Source organism: Novosphingobium sp. FG137, assembly GCF_057809735.1.
The window spans coordinates 138,706-159,743 of sequence record NZ_JBMDKN010000006.1; the positions used below are offsets into that span (position 1 = coordinate 138,706).

General features: G+C 64.2%; 20 protein-coding genes. 4 read left to right on the top strand and 16 right to left on the bottom strand.

Annotated elements, in window-relative coordinates:
* Positions 1–45: 45 nt before the first annotated feature.
* From ACODS2_RS17490 to rpsB, 14 genes are all read right to left on the bottom strand, one after another.
* Complete coding sequence (locus ACODS2_RS17490; RefSeq protein ID WP_488999970.1) at positions 46–2,442, bottom strand: TonB-dependent receptor; 2,397 nt, start codon at positions 2,440–2,442, stop codon at positions 46–48.
* Between the two features lie 198 nt (positions 2,443–2,640).
* Complete coding sequence (locus ACODS2_RS17495) at positions 2,641–3,093, bottom strand: MarR family winged helix-turn-helix transcriptional regulator (protein ID WP_488999971.1); 453 nt, start codon at positions 3,091–3,093, stop codon at positions 2,641–2,643.
* A gap of 111 nt (positions 3,094–3,204) precedes the next feature.
* Complete coding sequence (rpmE, locus tag ACODS2_RS17500) at positions 3,205–3,429, bottom strand: 50S ribosomal protein L31 (protein WP_336896760.1); 225 nt, start codon at positions 3,427–3,429, stop codon at positions 3,205–3,207.
* Positions 3,430–3,745: 316 nt separating this feature from the next.
* Positions 3,746–4,234 carry a 3-hydroxyacyl-ACP dehydratase FabZ gene (gene fabZ / locus ACODS2_RS17505; RefSeq protein ID WP_298168398.1) on the bottom strand — a complete coding sequence of 163 codons (489 nt, stop codon included), beginning with the start codon at positions 4,232–4,234 and terminating at the stop codon, positions 3,746–3,748.
* Between the two features lie 11 nt (positions 4,235–4,245).
* The gene (locus tag ACODS2_RS17510) at positions 4,246–4,962 is read right to left on the bottom strand and encodes an OmpH family outer membrane protein (protein WP_488999972.1); all 717 of its coding nucleotides are present in this window, start codon (positions 4,960–4,962) and stop codon (positions 4,246–4,248) included.
* Positions 4,962–7,586, bottom strand: a complete 2,625-nt coding sequence (bamA, locus tag ACODS2_RS17515) for an outer membrane protein assembly factor BamA (protein ID WP_488999973.1) — start codon at positions 7,584–7,586, stop codon at positions 4,962–4,964. The genes ACODS2_RS17510 and bamA overlap by 1 nt, the downstream gene beginning before the upstream one ends.
* Positions 7,587–7,863: 277 nt before the next feature.
* On the bottom strand, positions 7,864–8,976 hold the full coding sequence (rseP, locus tag ACODS2_RS17520; RefSeq protein WP_488999974.1) for an RIP metalloprotease RseP: 1,113 nt from the start codon (positions 8,974–8,976) through the stop codon (positions 7,864–7,866).
* 8 nt (positions 8,977–8,984) lie between these two features.
* Positions 8,985–10,142, bottom strand: a complete 1,158-nt coding sequence (locus ACODS2_RS17525) for a 1-deoxy-D-xylulose-5-phosphate reductoisomerase (protein ID WP_298168408.1) — start codon at positions 10,140–10,142, stop codon at positions 8,985–8,987.
* On the bottom strand, positions 10,139–10,864 hold the full coding sequence (locus ACODS2_RS17530; protein WP_488999975.1) for a phosphatidate cytidylyltransferase: 726 nt from the start codon (positions 10,862–10,864) through the stop codon (positions 10,139–10,141). Before ACODS2_RS17530 ends, ACODS2_RS17525 begins: the two co-directional genes overlap by 4 nt.
* A 19-nt stretch (positions 10,865–10,883) precedes the next feature.
* On the bottom strand, positions 10,884–11,573 hold the full coding sequence (gene uppS, locus ACODS2_RS17535; protein ID WP_298168441.1) for a polyprenyl diphosphate synthase: 690 nt from the start codon (positions 11,571–11,573) through the stop codon (positions 10,884–10,886).
* Positions 11,574–11,617: 44 nt separating this feature from the next.
* On the bottom strand, positions 11,618–12,175 hold the full coding sequence (gene frr, locus ACODS2_RS17540; RefSeq protein ID WP_298168414.1) for a ribosome recycling factor: 558 nt from the start codon (positions 12,173–12,175) through the stop codon (positions 11,618–11,620).
* A 16-nt stretch (positions 12,176–12,191) separates the two neighbouring features.
* Positions 12,192–12,917 (bottom strand): UMP kinase, encoded by a 726-nt coding sequence (gene pyrH, locus ACODS2_RS17545; RefSeq protein ID WP_488999976.1) that lies wholly within the window; start codon positions 12,915–12,917, stop codon positions 12,192–12,194.
* Positions 12,918–13,058: 141 nt separating this feature from the next.
* Complete coding sequence (gene tsf / locus ACODS2_RS17550) at positions 13,059–13,985, bottom strand: translation elongation factor Ts (protein ID WP_298168420.1); 927 nt, start codon at positions 13,983–13,985, stop codon at positions 13,059–13,061.
* 136 nt (positions 13,986–14,121) lie between these two features.
* A complete protein-coding gene (rpsB, locus tag ACODS2_RS17555) occupies positions 14,122–14,889 on the bottom strand; it encodes a 30S ribosomal protein S2 (RefSeq protein WP_298168423.1) in 768 nt (255 codons plus the stop codon).
* Positions 14,890–15,779: 890 nt separating this feature from the next.
* On the opposite strand from rpsB, the gene ACODS2_RS17560 reads away from it, so the two are divergent.
* Complete coding sequence (locus ACODS2_RS17560) at positions 15,780–16,058, top strand: hypothetical protein (RefSeq protein ID WP_488999977.1); 279 nt, start codon at positions 15,780–15,782, stop codon at positions 16,056–16,058.
* On the opposite strand, the gene ACODS2_RS17565 is transcribed toward ACODS2_RS17560, so the two are convergent.
* Entirely contained in the window at positions 16,009–16,773 is a 765-nt protein-coding gene (locus tag ACODS2_RS17565; protein WP_421839941.1) for a CDP-alcohol phosphatidyltransferase family protein, read from the bottom strand. The two genes, ACODS2_RS17560 and ACODS2_RS17565, sit on opposite strands and share 50 nt — an antisense overlap.
* Positions 16,774–16,859: 86 nt before the next feature.
* Positions 16,860–17,609, bottom strand: a complete 750-nt coding sequence (locus tag ACODS2_RS17570; RefSeq protein WP_488999978.1) for a phosphatidylserine decarboxylase — start codon at positions 17,607–17,609, stop codon at positions 16,860–16,862.
* Between the two features lie 684 nt (positions 17,610–18,293).
* Between ACODS2_RS17570 and ACODS2_RS17575 the strand changes: the two genes are divergently transcribed.
* From ACODS2_RS17575 to ACODS2_RS17585, 3 genes are all read left to right on the top strand, one after another.
* Positions 18,294–19,226 (top strand): hypothetical protein, encoded by a 933-nt coding sequence (locus tag ACODS2_RS17575; protein WP_488999979.1) that lies wholly within the window; start codon positions 18,294–18,296, stop codon positions 19,224–19,226.
* A 19-nt stretch (positions 19,227–19,245) separates the two neighbouring features.
* Positions 19,246–19,737 (top strand): hypothetical protein, encoded by a 492-nt coding sequence (locus ACODS2_RS17580; RefSeq protein ID WP_298168435.1) that lies wholly within the window; start codon positions 19,246–19,248, stop codon positions 19,735–19,737.
* Between the two features lie 74 nt (positions 19,738–19,811).
* A complete protein-coding gene (locus tag ACODS2_RS17585; protein WP_488999980.1) occupies positions 19,812–20,882 on the top strand; it encodes a hypothetical protein in 1,071 nt (356 codons plus the stop codon).
* The last annotated feature ends 156 nt before the right edge of the window (positions 20,883–21,038 follow it).

Genomic DNA, 21,038 nt, shown 5'->3' on the forward strand with positions numbered 1-21,038 from the left:
GAGGTTATCCGCCGGGGTCTTGTTCCGTTCAGTGCAGTGCGAAGATCAGAACTTCGCGCCGACCGAGATGGTGACTGTCGCCGGAGCGGCCCAGCCCTGGAAGAACACGGTGGGCAGCGACTGCGTGCGATAGGCCTTGTTGGTCAGGTTCTTGCCCGCCACGCGCAGGAAATAGCCCTTGTAGTTGAGCGCGGCCGAGGCATCGAGCAGGCCGTAGCTGGGCTGGATATCATTGAGCGTGCCGAAGGTGCCGAGCGAGAAGCTGTCGATCCACGAATACCCGGCGGTGAGCGAAAGCTTCGCATCATCCGTAAGATCCCGGACATAGCTGCCACGCACGGTGAAGTTGTTGGCAGGCACGCGCTGGAGGAGGACGCCGGTGAAGTCAGCCGTAGTGCCGGGGGCACCCGCCTGTGCGGCCGGGCCGATCGAGGCTGTCTGGCCGTTGACCTTGCCGTTCTTCACGTTGGCATCCTGAATGCCCAGCGTACCGGAGAGCGAGAGGCCCTTCATCGATTCGGTCATCTTGCCGAAGTCGAAGTCGAGCTCGAACTCGAGACCCTTGATCTGGACCTTGGGGAAGCTCACGACATAAGTATTGGTGCCGGGGCCGTAGCCCGGCGTCACGACGACCTGCGATTGCTGGAAGTTGGTGATATCGTTGATGAAGCCGGACGCGTTGAAAGTGATCGCACGGTTGAGGAAACGGGTCTTGATGCCGCCTTCATAAGTCGTGTTCGTCTCGGGCAGGAACGAGAGGAAGTTGTTGTTCGGGCAGCCGGTAGCTGCAGCCGCCGCGATCAGGTCCTCACCGCCGGATGGCGCCGCACCGCAGTTGGTCTGGCCAGCCTGCTGCTCGGAAAGGGTGCCGCGGATCGAGAAACCGCCTGAGCGGAAGCCTTCCGACCGGTTCACGTAGAGCAGCACGTCGGGGGTCGCCTGCCACTGGATATTGAAGCGCGTAATCAGCTTCTGCCAGCTCCGGCGATCGTTGATCGGGCCGACCAGCGGGATCGAGCCAAGCAGGATATAGCGCGTATCGAAACGCTTGGCCTCGAAGATGTTGCGCACACCGCCCGAGATCTTGATCGTGTCGGTGGGGTTCAGGTCCACGTTGCCGAAGAACGACCAGCTGTGATCCTTTTCGGCAGAGAACTGGTCGATCGCTCCGTTGGTGTTCTGGTGCAGCGTGATCTTGTGATCGTAGTAGAACGCCCCGACGATGTAATCGACCATGCCGTTCGCCGCCTTGCCCTGCAGCCGCACTTCCTGCGTGAACTGCTTGTAGGTCTGGTCGCGATTGGTGAGGAGCGCACTGCCGGTAGCCGCAAGCAACGGGTTGCCGACGCTGGTGCAGCCCGTCGCGCCCCTGCAGGTGCCGTCGAAGTCCTGGTTCACCGTATCTGCTGACGACATGTACGAAGTCTGCGAGACCAGATCGCCGATGGGCGTCTTGGCCTTGAGCGCGAGGCTGACGATATTGGTGTTGAGCCGGTCCTTGTCCGCGCCAAGGTTGTTGCCGATCTCGCGCGGCTTCAGGCCATCGGGGCTGCCGGTTTCGGGATTGTACTTGGGCCAGATCGCCGAAGGGTTGCCGCCGGAGAGGATATTGGCAGTCAGGATATTGCCGAACTGCACCGGCGTGCCGCCGCCGGTCTGGTGGATGTGATCGTAGCTGAGATCCGCATTGAGCCAGTCAGTGAGGTCGTAGTTCACCTTGAGGTTGAAGGCGCGGTAATCGGAATTGCCCGCCCGCTTGTTGGTGAAGACGTTGTTGAGAATGCCGTCGATCCGGCGGTACTGGCCCGAAAACGCGATGCCGCCCTTGTCACCCAGCGGTGCGTTGACCACGCCGCGGCCGTAGAATTCGTTGAACGAGCCGTAGCCCGCCTCAAGGCTGAGGCCCAGTTTGCGGGTGGGTGCGCAGCGGGTGAGGTTGATGAGGCCGGCGGTCGTGTTCTTGCCGTAGAAGATGCCCTGCGGGCCGCGATCGACCTCGACCGAGCAGATGTTGAACATATCGAGCAGCTGACCGGTGTTGTTGCCGAAGAACACGCCGTCCTGGATCACGCCGACCGGCGGGCTCTGCGTCTTTTCCACGTCGGCATAGCCCTGGCCGCGGATGAAGATGGCGCTCTGCCCGGGCGCGGCGGTGCCGCTGCCGATGAACACGTTGGGAGCCGAGCCCTGGATATCGAGCAGCGAACGCGGGGCGAGCAAGGCCAGATCTTCGACAGTGAGCGCGGTGAGTGCGACGCCGACCTTCTGCTTGTCGGCCGCCTGGCGCGTGGCGGTCACGATGATCACATCCTTGCCAGCTGCCTCGGCAGCGCCGCCACCCTGATCAGCGGCTTCGGCTGCATCTGCCGCATGGGCAGGCACCGCCAGGGAAACAGCGACCGCCGCGAGCGACGACCAGCCAAGAACGCGCGTATACCGCATGGCATTCTCCTCTCATCCAGTGGACGGCCGGGGCCTGCAGTTTGGATCCGCAGTGTTTGTTCCCGGCTTCGGCGAAAGGTGTGGCAGCAGCCCTGAAAGCCACAAACCGACAAAAATGAGAGTTTTCGGCAGAATTCGAGGTACCTGTGTATTCAGGTTACAGTACCGATGGTTAGTCGGGATTCTAGATGTAACGAACTATTGCCCGTTGCCGGAACTACTGTCTTCTACATCCACCCGGAGGACCGGCAGCGCGGCAAGCACCGTCTCGAGGTCTTCGGGGGTAAGCCGGTCGCGAAAGCGGGCTTCGTGCTCGGCAATGCGGCGCCAGGCTTCGGCCGCGTGCTCGGCGCCCTTGTCGGTGACCCTCAGGGCGAGGCTGCGCCCATCGACGCGGGTGCGGGCAACGAGGCCGCGTTCGATCAGGCGGGCAATGATCGGCACCATATTGGCGCGCTTGATCGCGATCGCCTCGCCCACTTCGCTTTGCGAGCAATCCGGGTTCTCGGCAATTACCAGCAGCGTGGTCACCTCGGCCGGCCGCATATCGAAATCCGAGAGGGTGCGCACGAAATCGGCCATGAGCACCGCGGTGGCGCGGCGCATCTGGTAGCCAAGCAGCTTGTCGAGGGCGTTGGTCAGAACAGCCATGCGCGCTCCTTCATCCGGCAGCGCCGCGATGGCAAGGGTCCGCGCAGGCTTGTTTCACGAAAAAAGGGCGACCAAGGCCGCCCTTTTTCCTGAATACGCGGGTCCGCAAGATCACTTCTTGAGCGTGAGACCGCCAAAGCGCTTGTTGAACTGCGCCACGCGGCCGCCCTGATCGAGCTGGCGGGTGCCACCGGTCCACGCCGGGTGCGACAGCGGATCGATTTCGAGCGCCATGGTGTCGCCTTCCTTGCCCCAGGTCGAGCGGGTCTCGAACACGGTGCCGTCGGTCATCTGCACCTTGATCATGTGGTAATCGGGGTGAATATTGGCCTTCATGGGTCTCGCTCCACAATGCGAAGCCGGTTCCGACCGGCCTCAGGGAATCTCGGAAAGGCGCGCCCTTAAGCGGTTTGCGCGCAAAAGGCAACGGGTGAAGGGCATTTGGTTCGCGCCGAGGTGCGGAGAAGAAAGATAATTGGGGTTCGCGCAGAGACCGCAGAGATCGCAAAGATGATGCGATTGGCCGAAGGCCGATATCTGTCAGTAACCTGGCGAAACTTAGGGCGGCTTCGCCGCATATATCGCAGTCTCTGCGCCCTCTGCGATCTCTGCGCGAAATACGTTTTCTTCTCTTCGCTCTTGCGCAAACCGCTCAGCTATCCGCGATCATCGCAGTGAAGCTGACTTCCGTAGCGATCTTGTCCCCAAGCATCGCCTTGCCCGCAAACTTGCAGACACGCGCACGCTTCTGGGTGAATTCCACGTGCAGATCGAGCAGGCAGCCCGGCTCCACCGGCGTGCGGAACTTGGCTTCCTCGATCGCCATGAAATAGACGAGCTTGCCGGTGCCGGCGAGGCCAAGCGATTCCACAGCGAGGACGCCGGCGGCCTGCGCCAGCGCCTCGATCTGCAGAACGCCCGGCATGATCGGACGGCCCGGAAAGTGGCCCTGGAAGAACTGCTCGTTCATTGAGACCGCCTTGATGGCGTGGATGCGCTCCCCCACCACCAGTTCGACCACGCGGTCGACGAGCAGGAGGGGATAGCGGTGCGGCAGCGCCGCCATCACCCCCCGAATGTCCAGACTGAGCGGCGCAGAGACATTTGCCTCTGCGCCGGCGTCTCCGGAAACCTCGCTCATTCCCGTTTGCCTCAGCGGCCTTCGGGCGCCTTGCCCGCAGGCGCGGGCGCGGCGGGAGCAGCACCACCCTGGGCAGCCTGCTGGGCAGCAGCTTCACGCTGTGCGCGCGGGAGCCAGCCGGCGGGCGGCACGAGCTGCACGCTGGGGACCAGCGTGTTGAGCTCGTTCAGGATATCCTGGTTGAGGTTGTAGACCGCATCGGCCTTCAGCACGCTCTGCGAATCGAGCACGAGCGTGATCTTGCGCTTGGTCATCGCGGCCTGCGTGGCGGCGGTGAGCTTGTCGCTGATCTGCTCGATGATGTACTGCTGCGCCACGTTGAGCGGCTCGGCCATCTGCTGGATCTCGCGCTCGGCGGACTGCTCGATCTGCTGGATCTGGGCAGCCTGCGTGCGGAGCGAGGCCTGATCGGGCTTCGCGGCCTTCTGGTCCGCCTCGAACTTGTCGTAGAGCGGCTTGAGCTGCGCGGTGATCTGGTTGCGGCGGGTGTTCACCGCATCGATCTGCGCCTTGTAGGTGACGGGCAGCTGGACCATCGCGGTCTTGTAGGCAGCCGAAGCGCCGACAACGGCCTGAGCGTTGGCATAGGCAATGCCGGGGGCGACAATGCCGCCGGGTGTGCTCGAAGCCGGAGCAGCCGCAGCCTGCGCCATGGCATTGGGCGCCGCGCCAAGCGCGAGGGCGGCAGCCAGTACGGCGACAGGCGCCGCGATATTTCGGTTTTGCATCAGAACTGGGTTCCTACGTTGAAGTTGACTGTCTGGGGATCGTCGCCATCGACCTTGCTGATGACTTTCGCCACGTCGATGCGGAACGGTCCGAACGGCGAGTTCCAGTTGACACCGAAGCCGATCGAAATTCGCGGCTTGGGGCTGTCCCCAACAAAGGTCTCGTCGAACTTCTGGGCCACATTGTTGGACTTGCCTGTGGCGTCGGCAGCCGAGGTGGTCAGGCGGCCGGTGACATTGTCCTGGTACAGCAGGGTGGTGCCGAACACGGCAGGCCGGGCGACGCTGAACACGGCGCCTGCATCCACGAAGATCGAGGGCCGCAGGCCCAGTTCGCGCGCACCCGAGCCCAGCGGGATCTCGAGCTCGGCATGGCCGAGGTAGTAGAACTTGCCGCCCAGCGCATCGTCGACCCACTGGTTGCGATCGGTGCTGGTCACGCCGCCGCTGCCATCCTTGGGATCGAACCCGCTGTAGAACTTGCGCAGAACACGCGGGCCGACGCCGCGAATGTCGAAGCCGCGAAGCTGCGGCTGGCCGAGGAAAAAGCGGTCGGTCAGGCGCACATCGTCGATCGTGGGATCATTGGTGCGGTTGCTGAGCGCCTTGATCGCCCCGCCCTCGCCGCGCAGCGAGAACACGAAGCCCTTGCCCAGCGCAAAGTAGCGCGAGGCATTGGCGTTGATGCGGGCATAGCGCACCGAACCGCCCAGACCGGCAAAATCGACGCCGACCACGAACTGCGAGCCGCTCGTCGGGCGCAGGCGGTTGTCGAGCGTATCATAGACCACGCTGGCGCCGATGATCGAACTGGTCCGCTTGCCGATCGCATCGCACAGGTAGCGACCCGCGAGGTAGATCGAACACTGAAGATTGCCGTTGGCATCGGGCAGGTAATAGGTGTCCCTGTCGAGCGTCACGTTCTCGAGATTGAGCGTGTAGCGCCCGATCAGCGACATGTACTCGGTCAGTGGCAGGCCCGCGCGCACCTGGAAGCCGGTGGTCGACTGCTTGTAGGTCGTGTTGCGGTTGGCGTTGAAGAAGTTGAAGCTGTTGAAATCGCGGCGATACACGTCGACGCCGAGCGAGACGTTGCGATCGAACAGATAGGGTTCTGTGAAGCTGACCTGCACGGAGCGCGAATAGCGCGAGTAATCGACACTGGTGCCGATCGTCTGGCCCCGGCCGCGGAAGTTGTTCTGCTGGATCGAGGCCTGGAAGATGAAGCTTTCAAGGCTGGAGAAGCCGGCCGAAAGCTGGAGCTGCCCGGTGGGCTTTTCCTCGACGTTGGCCTCGAGCACGATGCGATCCTGCGCGGAGCCGGGCTTCTGCTCGACCTCGAACTTCTCCTGGAAGTAGCCCAGGGATTTGACGCGGTTCGACGAACGCTTGATCTGGAACGAGTTGAACGCATCGCCCTCGGCCACGCGGAACTCGCGGCGGACGACCTTGTCCTGCGTCAGCGTGTTGCCGTTGACATCGACCCGTTCGACATAGACGCGCGGCGCTTCCGCAATGCGGAAGGTGACCGACATCGTCAGGTCGTCCTTGTTGCGATTGAAGTCTGGCCGCACATCGGCGAAGGCGTAGCCGAAGCTGCCTGCGGTCTCGGTCAGGCTGTCGACGGTGTCCTCGACCAGCTTGGCGTTGTACCACTGCTGGGGCTTGAGTGGCAGGCGCTTGGCCAGCGCATCGCCATCGAAATCGCGCAGCTGGCTATCGACCTTGACGTCGCCAAACTTGTAGCGCTGGCCTTCCTCGACCACGTAGGTGATGATGAAATCGCGCTTGTCGGGCGTGAGTTCGGCGACCGCCGAGACGACGCGGAAATCGGCATAGCCGTTCGTCAGATAGAACTGGCGGAGCTTCTGCTGGTCGAAGGCGAGGCGATCGGGATCGTAGCTGGTGCCGCTGGAGAAGACGCGGAACACGCGCGCCTGCTTGGTCACCATCTCGCCGCGCAGCTGGCTGGCGGAGAACTTCTCGTTGCCGATGATGTTGATCTGGCGAACGCGCGACTTCGGGCCTTCGCTGATCTCGAACACGATATCGACGCGGTTCTGATCGAGCATGACCATCTTGGGCTCGATCGAGGCGGCGAAACGGCCCTGGCGCTTGTAGAGCTCGATGATGCGGGCAACGTCGGCACGCACCTTGGACCGGGTGAAGATCTGGCGCGCGGAGAGCTTGATCTCCGGCAGGATCTTGTCCTCCTTCAGGCGCTTGTTGCCTTCGAGGATGATCCGGTTGACGACCGGGTTTTCCTTGATCTCGATCACCACGTCACCGGCGTTATCGCGGACCTGAACGTCGGCGAAGAGCTCGGTGGCGTAGAGGTCCTTGAGGACCTGGTCAGCCGCGGCCTGGGTGTATTTGTCGCCTTCCTTGAGGCGGATGTACGAGCGGATCGTATCCGCTTCGAGGCGCTGGGCGCCGGAAATGGTGATCGACCGGACGAGTTCGACCGGAGCGGGGGCGGGCGCCGGAGCTGGCGCCGCAGCAGGGACAGCAGGAGCGACGGGAGCCGGCGCGGTCTGCGCAGCGGCGACCACAGGCATGCCGGCAAGGCAAGTCGTTGCCGCGAGTGCCGCAAGCGTGGCAGCCAGTCGAGGTTGACCGGTCATGCGCCAAGCGGTCCGGGGCAAGTTGCAAGCATTCATCACCAAGCGCCATCCCGTTTCTTCGTGCAGCGAAGCGGCATCCGCCGCCTCGCCCCGCACCATGGCGCGCGACGGCAATACTCCGTCACGCCCCGCGATGCCGCCTCCTGCCCGATGCAGGCCCGCCAATCAAGCAAGCTCACCGCAGCAGACCGTAATTGCCCCGCATTTTGTGGAAAATCCGGCTTCCCCAACTGTCCCGCGATGAAGCGGGAAGCAAACCGGGCCGACGCAGGTCTCCTCACCCTCCGAAAACGCGCAGCGATGCAACGTCATTGAAGGTCACGAACAGCATTAGTGCAGCAACGAGGGCAAGGCCGGTGCGGAAAGCCCATTCCTGCCCGCGCTGGCTGACCGGCCGGCGGCTGACCGCCTCGATCGCGTAGAACGCGAGGTGGCCGCCATCGAGTACTGGAATTGGCAAGAGATTGATGAACCCGAGGTTAATCGAGATCAGCGCGATGAACCAGACGTAGTTCGCCCAGCCCGAGACCAGCTGTTCGCCCGAATACTTGGCGATCTTGATCGGCCCGCCAAGCTCCTTGATCTCGCGCTTGCCGGTGACAATCTGGCCGATGCCAGTGATCATCATGCCCATGATATCGCGCGTCTGCACGACTGCATCGCCGACGGCTTCCACCGGCCCGACAGCCACGCGTTCAGCCGTCGCCGGGCCGATGCCGAGGTAGCCGATCTTCTGCGTGTTGCCGAAACGGTCGCTCACTTCCTTCCACGCCGCGACGGCCGGGAGCGCGACGCGCCGCCCGCCGCGCTCGATCACGAGATCGAGCGGTTCGCCGGGATGCTGCGCAACGGCGAGGCGGATCTGCAGGAAACTGTCGATCGGGGAACCCTGCAGCGAGACGATACGGTCGCCCAGCTGGACACCGGCCTTTGCCGCTGCCGAGCCTTCCTGCACCATGCCCACCACGGGCGGCACGACAACCTTGCCGTAAGCAAGCGAAAAGCCGGCGAGGATCGCCACGGCAAGCAGCAGATTCGTCAGCGGACCGGCCAGCACGATGAGGGCGCGCTGCCACACCGGCTTGGCCTGAAATGTCTGCTCACGCTCTTCAGCGGGGAGCGACAGCCATTCCGCACTCGGCGTGCTGGCGGGGTTCATATCGCCCGCGAACTGGACATAGCCGCCCAGCGGTAGCGCAGAGAGCTTCCAGCGGGTGCCGCGCTTGTCAGTCCAGCCCGCCACTTCCTTGCCGAAGCCGATCGAAAAACTGTCCGCCTTCACGCCGAACCAGCGGCCGACGAGATAGTGACCAAGCTCATGGATGAAGACAAGCGGCCCCAGCACCAGCACAAAGGCCAGCACGGTGAGCAGAAGCCCGGGGCTTTGCACGGCAGCGTTCAGGACACGGTCTCCATCGTTTCGGCAGCACGGATGCGGGCTTCCCGGTCTACCGCAATGACCTCTTCAAGGCTGGCGGGTGCCCGGGGGAGGCCCCTTGCCAGCACATCCTCGGCACATTGCACGATGCGGGTGAACGCGATCTGACCAGCGAGGAATGCTGCGACCGCAATCTCGTTTGCCGCATTGAGCACGGCCGGTGCCGCGCCGCCCGCCATAACCGCTTCGCGCGCGACGCGGGTGGCGGGAAAACGCTGCTCATCGGGCTTGAAGAAGCTCAGGTTGCCGATGGCGGCGAGATCCAGCGGCGCACAGGGCGTCTGCATCCGCGCAGGCCAGGCCAGCGCCGAGGCAATCGGCACGCGCATATCGGAAGGCCCGAGCTGCGCCAGTGTCGAGCCATCGCGGTATTCAACCATCGAGTGGACGATCGACTGCGGGTGGATGACAATGCGCAGGCGTTCCACGCCGACCGGAAACAGATGATAAGCCTCGATGAATTCGAGGCCCTTGTTCATCATCGTGGCCGAATCGACGCTGATCTTGGCGCCCATCGACCAGGTGGGATGCTTGACCGCTTCGGCCGGAGTCGCGCGGTGGATGCGCTCCATGTCCCATTCGCGGAACGGGCCGCCACTGGCGGTGAGCGTGATCGCGTGAACGTGTGCGGGATCATTGCCCGCAAGGCACTGGAAGATCGCGTTGTGCTCGCTATCAACGGGAAGCAGCGTCGCGCCGGTGCGCTTTACCGCCGCCGTCATCACTTCACCCGCCGATACCAGCGCTTCCTTGTTGGCAAGCGCGACGGCCTTGCCGCATTCGATCGCGGCCATGGTGGGCGCGAGCCCGGCACAGCCGACAATCGCGGCCATCGTGATATCCGCCCCGCGCGCCGCCGCCTCGATCACCGCCGCCGCACCGCCCGCCGCCTCGATCCCGCTGCCCGAAAGCGCCCCACGCAGTTCGGGGAGCGCGTCCTCATCGGCGACAACGGCCACTTCTGCACCAAATTCCCGCGCGAGAGCGGCAAGCTGCCCGGCATTGCCATTGGCGGTGAGCGCGACAACGCGGAACATCTCGCGGTTGCGCCGCACCAGATCGAGCGTAGAGGCGCCGACCGAACCCGTTGCGCCCAGAATTGTAATCGTGCGCGTCATGCGCCTCCTGCTCCCACGCCTGCTGCCCCAGAGGCGGCCCACGCCGTACCCGCTATGATGGCGACCGGCAGCAGCCCGTCAACCCGGTCAAACAAGCCGCCATGGCCCGGAATGAGGCGGCCGCTGTCCTTCACCCCGGCGCGTCGCTTCAGCCAGCTTTCGTAGAAATCCCCGGCCTGCGCGGCAACGGCAAGGCCTGCCCCGGCCAGCGCCGCCATGCCAATGCGCGTGGTGCGCACCGCTTCGGCTAGGCTGGGGCCGTTGGGGCTCATGCCTGAGAGAATATAGGCGGCAAACAGGATGAACAGCGTGGACCAGAGCGCTGCCGCCGCCATGCCGCCGGCAAGACCGGCCCAGGTCTTGGAGGGACTGATGCTCGGCGCGATCTTCGGCCCGCCGATGGCGCGTCCGACGAAATAGGCACCGGTATCGGTGCAGATGACGAGGCCCAGCACCGCGATCAGCAGGACCGGAGGCATCACGATGAGCGCAAAGGCCGCCCAACCGATATAGAGCCCGCCGGTCATCACGGCCGTCACCATCCGCGCCGGATCGCGCGCGATCTTCGCGGCGAGCGCAACATATTCGGCAAAGACGCCAAAGCCGACCAGCGCGATGAAGCCCTTGAGCACGAGGCCGCCCTGCCACAACGCGAAACCCGCGATCCCGAGCATGACAACCGCCGAAGCCACCCGCACCGGCAGATCACTGCGCGGTTTCACGGCCTCAAGCGGCGCTGGCTCAACGCCCTCCATAACGGCGCTCGCGGGTGGCGTAGTGGTCCAGCGCCTCGCGCAAGTGGCCGGGGGTGAAATCGGGCCAGAGCACGTCGGTGAACCACATTTCGGCATAGGCCGCCTGCCACAGCAGGAAATTCGAGAGGCGGACCTCGCCCGAAGTGCGGATGATGAGATCGAGCGGCGGCAAGTCTGCCGTATCGAGTTCGGCTTCGATCGCAGCGACGGTAATCTCGCCCTTGGCAGCTGCCGCAGCCGCCGCACGGGCGATTTCCTGCTGCGAGCCGTAGTTCAGCGCAATCGCAAGCGTGGTGCGCGAATTGTGCGCGGTGCGGGCCAGCGCATCGTCGATCAGGCTGACGATATCCGCCGGCAGCATGCGGTAGTCGCCGATCACCTTCAGCCGCACATCGTTGGCGGCGAATTCATCGATATCGCTGCGGATGAAGGCGCGCAGCAGGCCCATGAGGTCCGAAATCTCGTCCTCGGGCCGCTTCCAGTTTTCGGACGAAAAGGCATAGAGCGTGAGCGCCTGGAGCCCCATGTGGCGCGCCGCGCGCACCACTTCGCGCACCGCATCGACACCGCGCTTGTGGCCGACAGCGCGGGGCATGAAGCGCTTCTTCGCCCAGCGCCCGTTGCCGTCCATGATGATCGCGACATGGCGCGCGGGGCCGATGTAGCCGCCGCCCATCTGGCCGGCGACCGCTTCGTCCCCCTGAGGCGCCGCAGCCGAGCTCACTTGCCCAGGATTTCCTTTTCCTTGTGCGCGCTGGCCTCGTCGGCAGCCTTGATCTGCTCGTCGGTCAGCTTCTGCAGCTCGGTCTCAAGCCGCTTGCGATCGTCCTCGGAGATTTCCTTCTTGTTTTCATCGGCCTTCAGCGCATCCATCCCGTCGCGCCGGACGTTGCGGATGGCGATCTTGGCCTTCTCCGAATACTGCGAGGCGAGCTTGGCCAGTTCCTTGCGGCGCTCCTCGGTGAGATCCGGGATCGGCAGGCGCAGCGTGTTGCCATCGTTGATCGGGTTGAGCCCAAGGCCGGCCGAACGGATCGCCTTCTCGACGGGGCCGATGTTCGACTTGTCCCACACCTGCACCGTCAGCATGCGCGGCTCGGGCGCGGAAACCGTCGCCACCTGGTTGAGCGGGGTGTTCGCACCGTAGACGGTGACCATGATCGGATCGAGCAGCGCAGTGTTGGCGCGGCCCGTGCGCAAGCCCGAAAGATCGCTCTTGAGCGATTCGACTGCGCCCTTCATCCGGCGTTCGAGATCGGCCTTGTCGTACTTGGCCATGGATCGGTCTTCCTTCTTAAGCGCTCATCTTCTGAACGATGGTCTGGGTCCCCTCACCCGCCAGCACGCGGGCAAGATTGCCGCGTTCGCGGATGGAAAACACCACGATGGGGATGGCATTGTCGCGGCACAGCGCCACGGCAGAGGCGTCCATCACCTTGAGATTGTCGGCCAGCACCGTGTCGAAATCGACCGCGTCATAGCGCTTGGCGTTGGCGTTCTTCTTCGGATCGTCGTTATAGACGCCGTCGACGCTGGTGCCCTTGAACAGGGCGTCGCACTTCATCTCGGCAGCGCGCAGTGCGGCACCGGAATCGGTGGTGAAATAGGGGGCGCCGACGCCTGCGGCAAAGATCACCACGCGGCCCTTCTGGAGGTGCCGTTCGGCGCGGCGGCGGATCACCGGCTCGCACACTTCGTCCATCTGGATGGCGGACTGCACACGGGTTTCGACGCCGATCTTTTCGAGCGCGCTCTGCATTGCGAGCGCATTCATGATCGTGGCGAGCATGCCCATGTAATCGGCCTGCGCGCGGTCCATCCCCTTGGCCGCACCCGCCATGCCGCGGAAAATATTGCCCCCGCCGATGACGAGGCACAGTTCGAGCCCGGTTTCCTTGGCAGCCTTCAGTTCCTCGGCCATCTGCGCGACGAAATCGGTATCGATACCGAAGGGCTGGCTTCCCATCAGCACTTCGCCCGAAAGCTTGAGAAGCACGCGCTTGAGGGGAGGAAGGCTCATCGTCCGGAAGAACTCATCATAAGGGGAAGCGCCGCCCTTATACGCGCGGGGCGGCGCGTGCCAAGGGCATGGGGCACAGGTTTGTGCGCCGATACGGCGCAGCGCCCCCCGGCCCTGCGGGGAGCGCTGCGCGTAGCGGACTTACTTGATGCCGGCAGCCGCAGCGACTTCGGCGGCGAAGTCGGTGGCTTCCTTCTCGATGCCTTCACCGAGCTGGAAGCGGACGTAATCGACCAGCGTGATCTTGGTGCCGGCAGCCTTGCCAGCCGCCTCGACGACCTGCGCGACCGGGGTCTTGTTGTCCATCACGAAGAGCTGCGAAAGCAGCGCGTTGTCCTTGGCGAACTTGGCGATCGCGCCATCGACCATCTTCGCCTGCACTTCGGCGGGCTTGCCGCTCTCGGCAGCCTTTTCCGCGGCGATCTTGCGCTCACGCGCGATCATCTCGGGATCGAGGCCATCGGCGTTCAGCGCCTGCGGGAAAGCGGCGGCGATGTGCATCGCGATCTGCTTGCCCAGCGGCTCGAGCACGTCGGCACCGGCTTCCGATTCCAGCGCGACGAGCACGCCGATCTTGCCGAGGCTCGGCGCAGCGGCATTGTGCATGTAGGGCACGACGAGGCCCGACGAGACCGCAACGGTCTTCATGCGGCGAACCTGCTGGTTCTCACCGATAGTGGCAACGTTGTTGGTCAGCTTGTCAGCCACCGTGCCGCCATCGGGATAGGCCGCCGCCTTGAGCGCCTCGACATCGTCCGCCGAAAGGTCGAGCGCGACTGCAGTGGTCTTGCGCACGAAATCCTGGAACTGCTCGTTCTTGGCCACGAAGTCGGTTTCCGAGTTGACCTCGACGGCAACGCCGCGAGTACCCGAAACGGCAACGCCGACAAGGCCTTCCGCTGCGGTGCGGCTGGACTTCTTGGCAACGGCGGCAAGGCCCTTGGCACGCAGCGCGTCAACCGCGACCTCGATATCGCCGCCGGCTTCGTCCAGCGCCCTCTTGCAATCCATCATGCCCGCGCCAGTGCGCTCGCGCAGGTTCTTCACGTCAGCGGCGGTATAGGCCATCGCGGTGATCCTTCTTGTCTCGTGAATATGGGTTAGGCCGCAGCCCGGTCAAATCTACCCGGCGCGGCCCGTAGTGAGTGTCCGGGTCAGTTCGGTGACGGCGCCTTGTTCAGCGCCGCCACCGAACCTGACAGGATCAGGCTTCTGCCGGCTCAGCCGCAGCTTCTTCCGGAAGCGGCTCAGCCATCGCGCCGAGATCGGCGCCCGAAGCGATTGCAGCATCGCGGCCGCCACGGGTGGCGGCAGCTGCGATCGCTTCGCAGTAGAGGCGGATGGCGCGGCTGGCGTCGTCGTTCGCCGGGACCGGGAACGCGATGCCATCGGGCGAAACGTTCGAATCGAGGATCGCCACGACCGGGATACCCAGCACGTTGGCTTCCTTGATCGCCAGCTCTTCCTTGTTGGCGTCGATCACGAACATCACATCGGGAATGCCGCCCATGTCGCGGATGCCGCCGAGCGACAGCTCGAACTTGTCGCGCTCACGCGTGAGCTGGAGCACTTCCTTCTTGGTGAGGCCCGCGGTGTCGCCCGAGAGCTGCTCTTCGAGCGCCTTGAAGCGCTTGATCGAGCCCGAGATCGTCTTCCAGTTGGTGAGCATGCCGCCCAGCCAGCGGTGGTTGACATAGTGCTGACCCGAAGCGCGCGCGGCCTGGGCAATCGGCTCCTGCGCCTGGCGCTTGGTGCCGACGAACAGGACCTTGCCGCCGCCCTGCACGGTGGCCGAGACGAACTCGAGCGCGCGGGCGAAAAGCGGCACGGTCTGCGAGAGATCGAGGATGTGAATGCCGTTGCGGGCGCCGAAGATATACGGCTTCATGCGCGGGTTCCAGCGGTGTGTCTGGTGGCCGAAGTGCGCGCCGGCTTCAATGAGCTGCGACATGGTGACGACGGGAGCCGCCATAATACGTTCCTTTCCGGTTGAACCTCTGGAATGCAGGAACCGCTGGCGGGAGAAACCCCAGTGCGGCACCGGTATGTGCGCATTCCATGTGGATTGCCGCGCCGGATTGCGAACACCGTGTCCGAATCGTGACGTAGCGTTGGGGCCGTTAGCGCCGCGAGGACCCGCCGTCTACAGCCAAGTGCGAGACCGCCAAGCCGGAATGCGGCTAACCGGACGTCAAGAATGGCTGACAACTGTCCAATACGTAGTGAATACTACTTGTCAAAGTAAATGGACACCGGCATAAGATGTTGCGACGGGCAACTCCGCCAGTCGCGAGATTATCCCGCGTTTTCAAGGCGCATCGGGTCAATCGCGGCTTCTCAGGCTAACAACTCCGACAAGCGGATCTTGCGGAGTGCCGACCGGCTCCCAGCCGGGAATGCCCATGCCGTTACTTCCAGCTACATGTCCGTAGCTCGGCTTGATTGCCTGATTTCAACGAGATTGGCCGCACACCCAGGCGGCCATGCCGGCCGCACACCCAGCGGCCCTTGGCGGTCGCGCCCGGACCAGGCGCCCTCCCAGACCGCCGTAGCGGTCCCCGCGCCCCCGCGCGCGGGGACCGCCTCACGGCAATCTGCTTGTAACCGCAAACAAACCCTTGGGCGAATGACAACCGGCGCAGCGATCGCGGCCGCATGCCCTGCTACACCATTGCTGGAATTTTGGCCGGTGCTGAAATTTTGAACCACCTGCATCGAATCGGCTTGACGGGTTGGAACAAAAAGAGAACAATCAAGCCATCGACGGGACAGACTTGGAACATCCGATTCTCTCCCCATGTTATCCACAGGGTATCCACCGCCTGTCAAGCGGTTCGCCCAGGTTCGAAAGGCAGCGTTTCCATGTCCATGGTCTCCCTCCTCGCCTCGCTCGTGATGGCCGGCGCTGGCTGCCTGGCCTTTGCGGCAATCGCTGTCACCGTGCGCGCCCAACTTCCCGCCGTGCGCAGGCTGCTGGCGGATTCGCGCGCGCTCGCGGCGGATCGGGAATTCCTCGTGCAGATCACGGCCACTTCGGCGCCGGCAGCACCGCGCGCAGCAACGCGGCCGCGCCGGGCACCAGTGCGGATCGTCAGGCCTGTTCCGGCTTCGGCTGGCCCGCGCCTGCGCGCTGCTGCATGATCCGGCGATAGCGCCACACGCCCACCGGCATCAGCGCGAGGTAGATCGCACAGAGCCCCACCAGTGTCAGCCACGGTTCGGTCAAAAGCGCCACGGTGAGCATTCCGGCAAGCGCGATCACCTCTAGCCGGATTGCACGGCGTGGACGGAGTGCTCCCCAGCCCAGCGTCGGCAGATTCGAGATCATCAGGAACGCGATGAGCAGCGCCCAGGGACCGACCACGACGGGCGCGCGCATGATATCCAGACCGCTGGAAAACCACAGGTAAAGTGGCAGGAACGCAAGGGCTGCGCCCACGGGAGCGGGCACTCCGGTCATGAACCCGGCAGACTTGTGAGGCTGGCCAGGCAGATCGATCGACGCATTGAAGCGCGCAAGGCGCAGCGCACACGATACCGCAAGCGCCAGTGCCGCGAACCAGCCGTAGCGCGGCACCGCACTGAGTGACCACAAGTACAGGATCAGCGCCGGGCCGACCCCGAAGGCGATCGCATCTGATAGGCTGTCAAGCTCCGCACCGAAGCGCGACTGCGCCTTCATCAGCCGCGCCACGCGGCCATCGATGCCGTCGAGCAACCCTGCCAGCATGACCGCCAGCACCGCCGAATGGAAATCCCCGCCGATCGCGAAGCGGATGCCGGTAAGCCCGCTGCACAGCGCTGCCGAGGTGATCGCATTGGGCACCAATGCCCGCAGGGTCAGGCCGCGCGGCAGTCTGCGGCGGCCGAAATCCTCGCCAGAATAGGCATTCCCAGCCCCGTCCCTTGCCGTGCCGCGCTTGGCCGGCGGGGGCACCTCGTTCACTGGCGCACACCCTCGATCATCGGGGTCTGACCCAGCACGGCGAGCACGGTTTCCCCGGCGACGATGCGCTGTCCGATCAGGACGCGCGGCTCGGTGCCCGCGGGAAGATAGACGTCGACGCGGCTGCCGAAACGAATCAGGCCGACGCGCTGGCCGCCCGCGACAATGTCCCCCGCCTTGACGAAAGGCACGATGCGCCGTGCAACAAGGCCCGCGATCTGGGTGAAACCCACACGCACGCCGTCGCTGCGCTCGACCACGAAGTGCTGGCGCTCGTTCTCTTCGCTCGCCTTGTCGAGATCGGCGTTGAGGAACTTGCCCGGAATGTAGACCACGCGCCGGATCGTACCGCCGATCGGGGTACGGTTCACGTGGACGTCGAACACCGACATGAAGATCGACACGCGCGTCACCGGCACCTCGGCCAGTGCCGGCTGGCCGCTGCCATCATCGGCGGTCATCTCGCGCGGAGGGACAACCGTGCAGATCAGCGTGACCAGGCCATCGGCAGGCGCAACGATCATGCTGTCATCGCGCGGCGTCACGCGTTCGGGATCTCGGAAGAACGCGAGCACGCAAAACGTCAGCACGGCCAGCGGCCAGCCCAAAAGCGATCCGCCCAGCAGCGCGCCGCCAAGGCAGAGCGCAGCGGCAATGGCCCCGAACTTGCGGCCCTCCGGATGGATGGCGGGCCATGTGAACCCGGCGGAACCTCGCCCGCGATTGTCTAGAATTTCTCCCGGCATGCCGTCCCTCTAGAGCGTGTTGGGTTCGGGTGGAAGCGTCGTCGTCATGTCAGCGCGCTCGTGGGCAGGAAACAGTGGGCAAGGCGGCCGGGTCAATTGTCGGTCGCCATGCTTCGTCATGGCCCGCTCCTTCTCCCGCGCACCGGAGCCAGAATCGCCAGCATGGTGATCTGGTATCCCGAATCGGCGAACCACCTTATCCCGGCGAAGGAGCGAAGGAGCGGCCAGCAGGCATGCCAACCTGCCGCGGACTAGCCAGCGCCCCAAGCACTTACCTTTCGGCCCATCTTGGTAACCGATGGCTACGTGGATGTCGTAAAAATCGTCGCAACAAAGCCGGTTTCCAATCCGTTTCGGACCACTTCAAAAATATTTTTAGAGGCATCCGGCCCTCCCCTTAGCGCCTGAGGCGGTAACACCTTGCATCCCATCAAGGACCTCGTCTAAAAATTATCATTTATTTTTAGATATTTATTCTGATATCGCAGCCGACATCCTAACTGTTGATGGTTAACGCCAGCGCAAAGGAAATAAGCCGCATCCGGCTGCCGTCCGCCGCTCCAGGCTGATCCGCTCTTACCTGATGTTAACCACAGTGGGTGGAAAGGCCCACGTATGAATACGTACCTCATCCCCCTTCGCCGGGCCGCAGGCATCGCTGGATGCTCGCTTGTCGCCCTTTCCGTGACCGCTCCCTTCGCGAACTCCGCGCATGCCACCGGCGTGCTCGCGGGCACGCTGATCGAGAACACCGCCACCGCAACTTACCAGTCCGGTTCGACCACCGGATCGGTCACGTCGAACAAGGTGACGGTCAAGGTCGACGAGTTGCTCGACGTCGCCGTCGCGACCCTGAGCACCGCGCCCGCCACCGCGAGCAGCGAACCGGCAGTGCTGATCTACGCGGTAACCAACAGCGGCAACGGCCCCGAGGCCTTCAACCTGGCCGCCGACCCCAAGATTTCCGGCAACGGCTTCGACGGCACGATCAAGTCGGTCGTGCTCGATAGCAACAGCAACGGCTTTTACGATCCCGGCGTCGATACAGTGCTCACCGCCGGCGCGCTGGCGACACCGGTGCTCAGCCCCGACAAGAGCGTGAAGGTGTTCGTCCTGGTCGATCTGCCAGCGGGCGCGAGCGATGCGCAGACCAGCCAGGTCCGCCTCACCGCAACGTCGCAGACCGGCAGCGGCACCCCCGGCACCAGCTTTGCCGGCAAGGGCGAAGGCGGCGGCGATGCCGTCGTCGGCCTCACCACGGCTTCGGCCAATTCGCTCGCCGCCCTTATCGCCAGTCTTGCCAACATCACGCTGACGAAGTCGGCAACGATCCTCGATCCTTTCGGCACCGCTAAGCCTGTTCCGGGCGCTGTCGTCACCTACTCGCTCGCCGCCAAGGTGACCGGGAGCGGCACGCTCGACGGCCTGCACGTGGTCGACACCATTCCCGACGGAACCACCTACGTGCCGGGTTCGCTCAAGCTCGATGCCAGCGTGCTCACCGATGGGGCCGATGGCGATGCCGGCGTCGGGGGTTCGAGCGGGATCGACGTCACGCTCGGCAAGATCACCGGCGGCACCACCCGCACCGTCGCCTTCTCCGTCAAGATCAACTGATTAGCCAGGAAGACCAACCATGAAGCTCTCATTCCTCGTCAAGTCTCTCGCAGGTGCGGCGGCTATGGTCGCCATGACCGGTCCGGCCCTCGCCGCGGCGCAATCGGCACCGTCTCCGGTCTCGCTCAAGGGCGATGTCATGCTCGAAAAGACCGTGACTGAAAACGGCGTCAGCAAGGTCCAGTTGGTCGAGCCCAAGGTCGTCATCCCTGGCGATCATCTGCTGTTCACGACGCGCTATCACAACGACGGCGCCCAGGCGGTGACCAATTTCGTCGTCACCAACCCGCTGCCTCCGGCCGTTGCGCTTTCGAGCGAGGCAGCGCCGGGGACGGAAGTCTCGGTCGATGGCGGCAAGACGTGGGGCCAGCTCGGCAGCCTCAAGGTCGCTGCAACGGAGGGCGGCGAACGCGCCGCGACCGCAGGCGATGTGACGCACGTTCGCTGGACCATCCCGTCGATCGCTCCGGGCGCTGCGGGTGAAGTCCAATATCATGGAATCGTTCGCTAAATCGGCGGAACGGGGGGTCGCCAGGCCTGTGAGCGACCAGAATATTCGCAGGCAACCCAGTGGAGCATAACAATATGACGTATCGCAGCAGACTGCTGGGTGCGGCGGGCATCCTTGCCTTGGCCGTTCTCGGCGCAAATCCGGCCCACGCGGCCGGTACGATCGCCGGTTCGACGATCACCAACACGGTGTCAGTGACCTTCAATGTCAACAGCATCGCGCAGACCGGCACGACAGCCTCCGACACCCTGACTGTCGACCGCCGTATCCAGATGACCGTTGCTGAAGTGGGCACGACGACGACGACGGTAACTCCCGGCGCGGTCAACCAGGTGACGGCCTTCACCGTGGTCAACACCTCGAACGCCCCGCTCGACCTTGCGCTCACCACGGCCCAGCAGGTGGGCGGCGCCGGTGCGCACACGAACACCGACACATTCGACGTCACCAACGTGCGCATCTTCCGTGACGTGAACACCAACGGCACTTACGAAGCCGGCACCGACACTGCGGTGACCTACCTCGACGAAGTGGCCGCCGATGGTTCGGTTCAGGTGCTCGTCGTTTCCGACGTGCCGCTGGGCCAGGCCAATGGTGCGGTTGCTGCCGTCACGCTCACCGCCACTGGCCGTGAAGCCGGCGGTGCGGGGAGCCAGGGTGCGGCGCTTGTTCAGACCAGCGGCGCCAACACGGCGGGCATGGATACGGTGTTCGCCGATGGCGCAGGCGCGGGCGATTCGCTGCGTGACGCCTCGTTCGCGGCAAAGGACGACTACACCGTCTCGGCTGCAACGCTCAGCGCGATCAAGTCCTCGCGCATCATCAGCGATCCGATCAACCTGACGACGAACCCGAAAATGATCCCGGGTGCGACGATCCAGTACTGCATCGCGATCAGCAACGCCTCGGGCAGCGCCACGGCGACTTCGATCACCGTGAACGACCCTATTCCGGCGAACCTGACGTTTGATTCGGCATTCGGCGTGAAGACCAACGGCACCGCGACGATCGTCAGCGGCGTGGCAACCTGCGCTGCCGATACGACCGGCACGGGGACGATGTCGTCCAACACGGTCGCCGGAACGCTGGCCTCGGTTGCCGGCGGCGAAACCAAGACGGTGGTGTTCCAAGCCACGATCAATTGAGCGGGCCCTAGGAAGGCACCTCTCAAGAAATCGAGGACGCAGGACATTCAGGCGGCGGCAGAGCCCAGGGCGACCTGGGGGGTATGCCGCCGCCCCACCCTCCTTTTGTCTTGAAAACAAAGAACAAACGCCATGTCGGCATTGCGGAACAGGATC

Bases quoted from the DNA above. Each gene is read 5' to 3' on its own strand.
- ACODS2_RS17490 (WP_488999970.1), bottom strand. From the start codon at position 2,442: ATGCGGTATACGCGCGTTCTTGGCTGGTCGTCGCTCGCGGCGGTCGCT.
- rpsB (WP_298168423.1), bottom strand. From the start codon at position 14,889: ATGGCGGCTCCCGTCGTCACCATGTCGCAGCTCATTGAAGCCGGCGCG.
- fabZ (WP_298168398.1), bottom strand. From the start codon at position 4,234: ATGAGCGAGGTTTCCGGAGACGCCGGCGCAGAGGCAAATGTCTCTGCG.
- ACODS2_RS17560 (WP_488999977.1), top strand. From the start codon at position 15,780: ATGTCCATGGTCTCCCTCCTCGCCTCGCTCGTGATGGCCGGCGCTGGC.
- ACODS2_RS17525 (WP_298168408.1), bottom strand. From the start codon at position 10,142: ATGACGCGCACGATTACAATTCTGGGCGCAACGGGTTCGGTCGGCGCC.
- pyrH (WP_488999976.1), bottom strand. From the start codon at position 12,917: ATGAGCCTTCCTCCCCTCAAGCGCGTGCTTCTCAAGCTTTCGGGCGAA.
- frr (WP_298168414.1), bottom strand. From the start codon at position 12,175: ATGGCCAAGTACGACAAGGCCGATCTCGAACGCCGGATGAAGGGCGCA.
- bamA (WP_488999973.1), bottom strand. From the start codon at position 7,586: ATGACCGGTCAACCTCGACTGGCTGCCACGCTTGCGGCACTCGCGGCA.
- ACODS2_RS17510 (WP_488999972.1), bottom strand. From the start codon at position 4,962: ATGCAAAACCGAAATATCGCGGCGCCTGTCGCCGTACTGGCTGCCGCC.
- ACODS2_RS17495 (WP_488999971.1), bottom strand. From the start codon at position 3,093: ATGGCTGTTCTGACCAACGCCCTCGACAAGCTGCTTGGCTACCAGATG.
- rpmE (WP_336896760.1), bottom strand. From the start codon at position 3,429: ATGAAGGCCAATATTCACCCCGATTACCACATGATCAAGGTGCAGATG.
- ACODS2_RS17580 (WP_298168435.1), top strand. From the start codon at position 19,246: ATGAAGCTCTCATTCCTCGTCAAGTCTCTCGCAGGTGCGGCGGCTATG.
- tsf (WP_298168420.1), bottom strand. From the start codon at position 13,985: ATGGCCTATACCGCCGCTGACGTGAAGAACCTGCGCGAGCGCACTGGC.
- ACODS2_RS17570 (WP_488999978.1), bottom strand. From the start codon at position 17,609: ATGCCGGGAGAAATTCTAGACAATCGCGGGCGAGGTTCCGCCGGGTTC.
- uppS (WP_298168441.1), bottom strand. From the start codon at position 11,573: ATGGGCGGCGGCTACATCGGCCCCGCGCGCCATGTCGCGATCATCATG.
- ACODS2_RS17585 (WP_488999980.1), top strand. From the start codon at position 19,812: ATGACGTATCGCAGCAGACTGCTGGGTGCGGCGGGCATCCTTGCCTTG.